Annotated in this window: 4 protein-coding genes; 2 read left to right on the top strand and 2 right to left on the bottom strand. The window is 75.4% G+C overall.

Going from position 1 to position 4677, the window contains the following annotated elements:
- Positions 1 to 719 (bottom strand): SWIM zinc finger family protein (locus tag AA75_RS14280; protein WP_033820362.1); only part of this gene is annotated, 719 nt, incomplete at its 3' end.
- A gap of 41 nt (positions 720 to 760) precedes the next feature.
- The gene (locus AA75_RS14275) at positions 761 to 1321 is read right to left on the bottom strand and encodes a Uma2 family endonuclease (protein WP_158515498.1); all 561 of its coding nucleotides are present in this window, start codon (positions 1319 to 1321) and stop codon (positions 761 to 763) included.
- A gap of 198 nt (positions 1322 to 1519) precedes the next feature.
- Here AA75_RS14275 and AA75_RS14270 point away from each other — a divergent pair, with 198 nt between their 5' ends.
- Together AA75_RS14270 and AA75_RS14265 are read left to right on the top strand one after the other, a co-directional pair.
- A complete protein-coding gene (locus tag AA75_RS14270) occupies positions 1520 to 2662 on the top strand; it encodes an AAA family ATPase (protein WP_082526501.1) in 1143 nt (380 codons plus the stop codon).
- A gap of 32 nt (positions 2663 to 2694) precedes the next feature.
- Positions 2695 to 4677: DUF5682 family protein (locus AA75_RS14265; protein WP_233289021.1), on the top strand; the 1983-nt coding region annotated here is incomplete at its 3' end.

Here is a 4677-nt window from a genome sequence, read left to right as displayed (position 1 = left end):
AACCCGACCCGGGTCCGGACCGTGGCGGCCAGCTCGGCGGGCAGTTCCTCCACCCGGCCCCAGGCGCCCGCGAGCAGGTGCAGCAACGCGTACTCGGCGAGCAGGCCCTGCTGCGGCGTGTGTGCCAACTCCCGGGCCCGGGTGGCGAGGCCGGGCGCCTGCGCGTCGACCATCCGGGCCGCCACCTCCTCCCAGCCGGCCGCGGCGGCGGCATGGTCGGCCAGGCCCCGGCGGACCCCGTCCGCCAGCCGCAGCCGCAGCTCCTGGGCGCCCGCCGTGACCCTCGCCTCGCGCCGCTCGGCCCGCCGCCGGGCGGCCGCCGGATCGGCCTCGGCCTTGGCCTCCGCCTTGACGCGGGCCTTCTCGGCCCGCTGCTCGGAGGCGTCCTGACGGCTCTTCACCCACTCGGCGACCCAGTCGGGCCGCTCGGCGCCCTCGGTGATCTCCGCGGCGCCGCCGCTCCAGAGCAGCAGCAGCCCCAGCACGTGCTTGCACGGGAACTTCCGGCTCGGGCAACTGCACTTGTACGCGGGCCCGGCCAGCTCGACCGCAGCCCGGTACGGCGTGCTGCCGCTGCCCTTGCACAGCCCCCACAGCACGCCCTGCTCCCAGCCGGCCCCCGACCAGGGGCCCGGTCCGGACAGCTTGCCGGCGGCCTTCAGCGAGGCCGGGTCGGGTGCGAGGGAAAGGACGTGTTCGGTGCTCCAGCGTTCCTCCATGCCCACGACGCTAGGCGCGGGCACTGACAACGGACGCGGTGTCAGCCCCTGGTCGGGTACACCTTGAAGGAGGAGGTCTCCAGCGCGAACGCGAACGGCTCAGGCAGCTCGACGGCCCGTCCGAACTCGCCGTGCTCGACCACCCGGTAGTCCCCGCCGTCGGGCCGGGAGTGCAGCTCCCAGACGCCGAGGTTCGGGTCGATGATCAGGTGCAGCGGCACCCCGCTGACGGCGTACCAGAGCCGCTTCTTCGCGTAGTCGCTGTCGCGGTCGGAGGAGACGATCTCGACGGTGACCGCGACCCGGCCGGCCGGGAAGGGGTTGACGTTGTCGGCGGCGAGCTCGTGGCTGGTCACGCTGATGTCGGGTTTGGGCTCGAACCCGCGCACCGGCGACACCAGCGCCTGCTCGGTCATCGACCACCAGCCCTGCTGGATGAACTGGCCTGCCACGGTGGCCTGGATGAAGTTGTGGAACGGCGCGGCGGACGGGAGCATCACGATCTTTCCGTCGATGAGTTCGATCCGGAACCTGTCCAGCTCCGGCATGCCCTCAAGTAGGCGCACCAAGTCGTAGTCGGTCGCAGGTGTCGTCGCGGTCATCGTTTGCACCTCCTCCTCCCTGCATGGTAGCGAGCCGGGGCCGTGCGCCCGGTCGTTGTCAGTGCCCCGGTGCATGGTGGTTCCAACAGGCCGCGAAGTGCCTGTCCGACCTCTGCGCCGATGGTCCCCGTACCCCTCTCTGAGCCGCCCCTGCCCTGCCACAGCTGTGCCCGGCGGCCCGTATGCCAGGAGCCGATGATGACCACCGAAACCCCGACCACCGAGACGTCGACCACCGAAGCCTCGACCTCCGCGACATCGGCCGAGGTCCTGCGGCTGCACGCCGAGGACGCCTTCGCCGGCGAACTCGCCGCGCTCGCCGACCAGGACGACCGGCCCCGCCCCGAGCGCTGGCGGCTGTCGCCCTGGGCCGTCGCCACCTACCTGCTGGGCGGCGAACTGCCCGACGGCACCGTGATCACGCCCAAGTACATCGGCCCGCGCCGGATCGTCGAGGTCGCCGTCACCACCCTGGCCACCGACCGGGCACTGCTGCTGCTCGGTGTGCCCGGCACCGCCAAGACCTGGGTCTCCGAGCACCTGGCCGCCGCGATCAGCGGCGACTCCACCCTGCTCGTCCAGGGCACCGCGGGCACCCCCGAGGAAGCCGTCCGGTACGGCTGGAACTACGCGCAGCTGCTCGCCCACGGCCCCAGCCGGGACGCGCTGGTGCCGTCCCCGCTGATGCGGGCGATGGCCGACGGGAAGATCGCCCGGGTCGAGGAGCTCACCCGCATCCCGGCGGACGTCCAGGACAGCCTGATCACCATCCTGTCCGAGAAGACCCTGCCGATCCCGGAGCTGGGCGCCGAGACCCAGGCCGTCCGCGGCTTCAACCTGATCGCCACCGCCAACGACCGCGACCGCGGGGTAAACGAGCTGTCCAGCGCGCTGCGCCGCCGCTTCAACACCGTCGTGCTGCCGCTGCCGGCCACCCTGGACGAGGAGGTCGACATCGTCACCCGCCGGGTCGGACAGCTCGGGCGCTCGCTCGACCTGCCGGAGCTGCCCGGTGGCGCGGACGAGATCCGACGCGTCGTCACCGTCTTCCGCGAGCTGCGGGCCGGGATCACCGCCGACGGCCGTACCAAGGTCAAGACGCCCAGCGGCACGCTCTCCACCGCCGAGGCGATCTCCGTCGTCACCAACGGCCTCGCGCTGGCCACCCATTTCGGTGACGGCGTGCTGCGCGCGGGCGACGTGGCCGGCGGCATCCTCGGCGCGGTGGTCCGCGACCCGGTCGCCGACCGCGCGGTCTGGCGGGAGTACGTCGAGGGCGTGGTCCGCGAGCGGGACGGCTGGAAGGACTTCTACCGCGCCGCCCGCGAGTACTCCAACTGACACCCCAGCACCCCGCAGGAGGGAGGCCCGACATGGCCCACGGACCGACGCCCGCCGCGCCGACCCCACCGGCCACACCGACGGCACCGGCCGCACCGCCGGCCGCGCCGCCCGGCGTCACGCTGCTCGGCATCCGGCACCACGGGCCGGGGTCGGCCCGCGCCGTGGCCGCCGCACTGCGGCAGCTGCGCCCCGACGCGGTCCTGATCGAGGGCCCGCCGGAGGCCGACGCGCTCACCGCGCTGGCGGCCGAGAAGGACCTGGTGCCGCCGGTGGCCCTGCTCGCGCACGTGGTGGACGACCCGGCGCGGGCCGCGTTCTGGCCGTTCGCGGTCTTCTCACCGGAGTGGGTCGCGCTGCGGTACGCGGTCGAGCAGCAGGTCCCGGTCCGCTTCATCGACCTGCCGGCCGCCCACAGCCTCGCCGCCGAACCGCCGTCACCGGACGGGCCGGGAGTGCCTGGGGGCACTTCCGGGGAGGTGGACGGTCCCGCCACCACGGACCCGATCGCCGCGCTCGCCGCGGCCGCCGGCCACGACGACCCCGAGCGCTGGTGGGAGGACGTGGTCGAGCACCGGGCCCCCGGCGCCGACGCGCTCGCCCCGTTCGAGGCGGTCGCCGAGGCGATGGCGGCCCTGCGCGAGGACGCGCCGGTGCTCCGCCGCGACGAGCTGCGCGAGGCGTACATGCGCCAGCAGCTGCGCGCCGCCCGCCGGGCCGGCCACCGCCGGATCGCGGTGGTCTGCGGCGCCTGGCACGTCCCCGCGCTGCGGGAGCTGCCCACCGTGGCGCACGACAAGGCGCTGCTGGCCGGCCTGCCGAAGAAGGTGCGCACCGAGATCACCTGGGTGCCCTGGACGCACCGCCGGCTCTCCCAGCACTCCGGGTACGGCGCGGGCGTCGACTCGCCCGGCTGGTACCACCACCTGTTCACCGCCGAGCGCGACACCGTCGCCCGCTGGCTGACCAGGGTCGCCGAGCTGCTGCGGGCCGAGGACCACCCGGTCTCCTCCGCGCACGTCATCGAGGCCGTCCGGCTGGCCGGGACGCTCGCCGCGATGCGGGGCCGCCCGCTGCCCGGGCTCACCGAGACGCTGGACGCCGTACGGGCCGTCATGTGCGACGGCTCGGACGTCGCGCTCGCCCTGGTGCACGACCGGCTGGTGGTCGGCGACGCGCTCGGCGAGGTGCCCGACGCGGCCCCCGCCGTCCCGCTCCAGCGCGACCTCGCCCGGCTCCAGCGCAGCCTGCGGCTCAAGCCGGAGCCGGACGACCGCGAGCTCGTCCTGGACCTCCGCAAGGAGCTGGACGCCGCCCGCTCGACCCTGCTGCACCGGCTGCGGCTGCTCGGTATCGGCTGGGGCGTCCCCGGCCGCTCGGCGGTCAACTCCACCGGCACCTTCCGGGAGACCTGGCGGCTGCGCTGGGAGCCGGAGTTCGCGGTCCGGGTGGTCGAGGCCGCCCAGTGGGGCACCACCGTCGAGGGCGCGGCCGCCGGCAAGGCGGTCGGCGAGGCCGCCCGCGCCACCGAGCTGGCCGAGCTGACGGCGCTGGCCGAGCGCTGCCTGCTCGCCGACCTGCCGGCCGCGCTGCCCGCCGTGATGCGGCTGATCGCCGACCGGGCCGCCCTGGACACCGACATCGCGCAGCTGGCCGCCGCGCTGCCGGCGCTGGTCCGCACCCTGCGCTACGGCGACGTCCGCGGCACCGACGGCGCGGCCCTCGGCGAGGTCGCCCGCGGCCTCGCCGAGCGGATCTGCGTCGGCCTGCCGGCCGCCTGCACCGGCCTGGACGCGGACGGCGCCAACGCGATGCGTTCCCACCTGGACGCGGTGCACGCCGCCGTGGGCCTGCTGGCCGCCGAGGACACCGGCGAGGACCCGGTCGCCGACCGCTGGGCCGCCACCCTGCACGCGCTGGCCGCCCGCGAGCCGTCCGGCGGACCGGCCACCGGCGCGCCGGGGGTGCTGCGCGGCCGCGCGGTCCGGCTGCTGCTGGACGACGCCCGGCTCGGC

The organism is Kitasatospora sp. MBT63 (assembly GCF_000710465.2).
Lineage (GTDB): Bacteria > Actinomycetota > Actinomycetes > Streptomycetales > Streptomycetaceae > Kitasatospora.
This window is presented reverse-complemented; position numbering and strand designations above follow the sequence as displayed.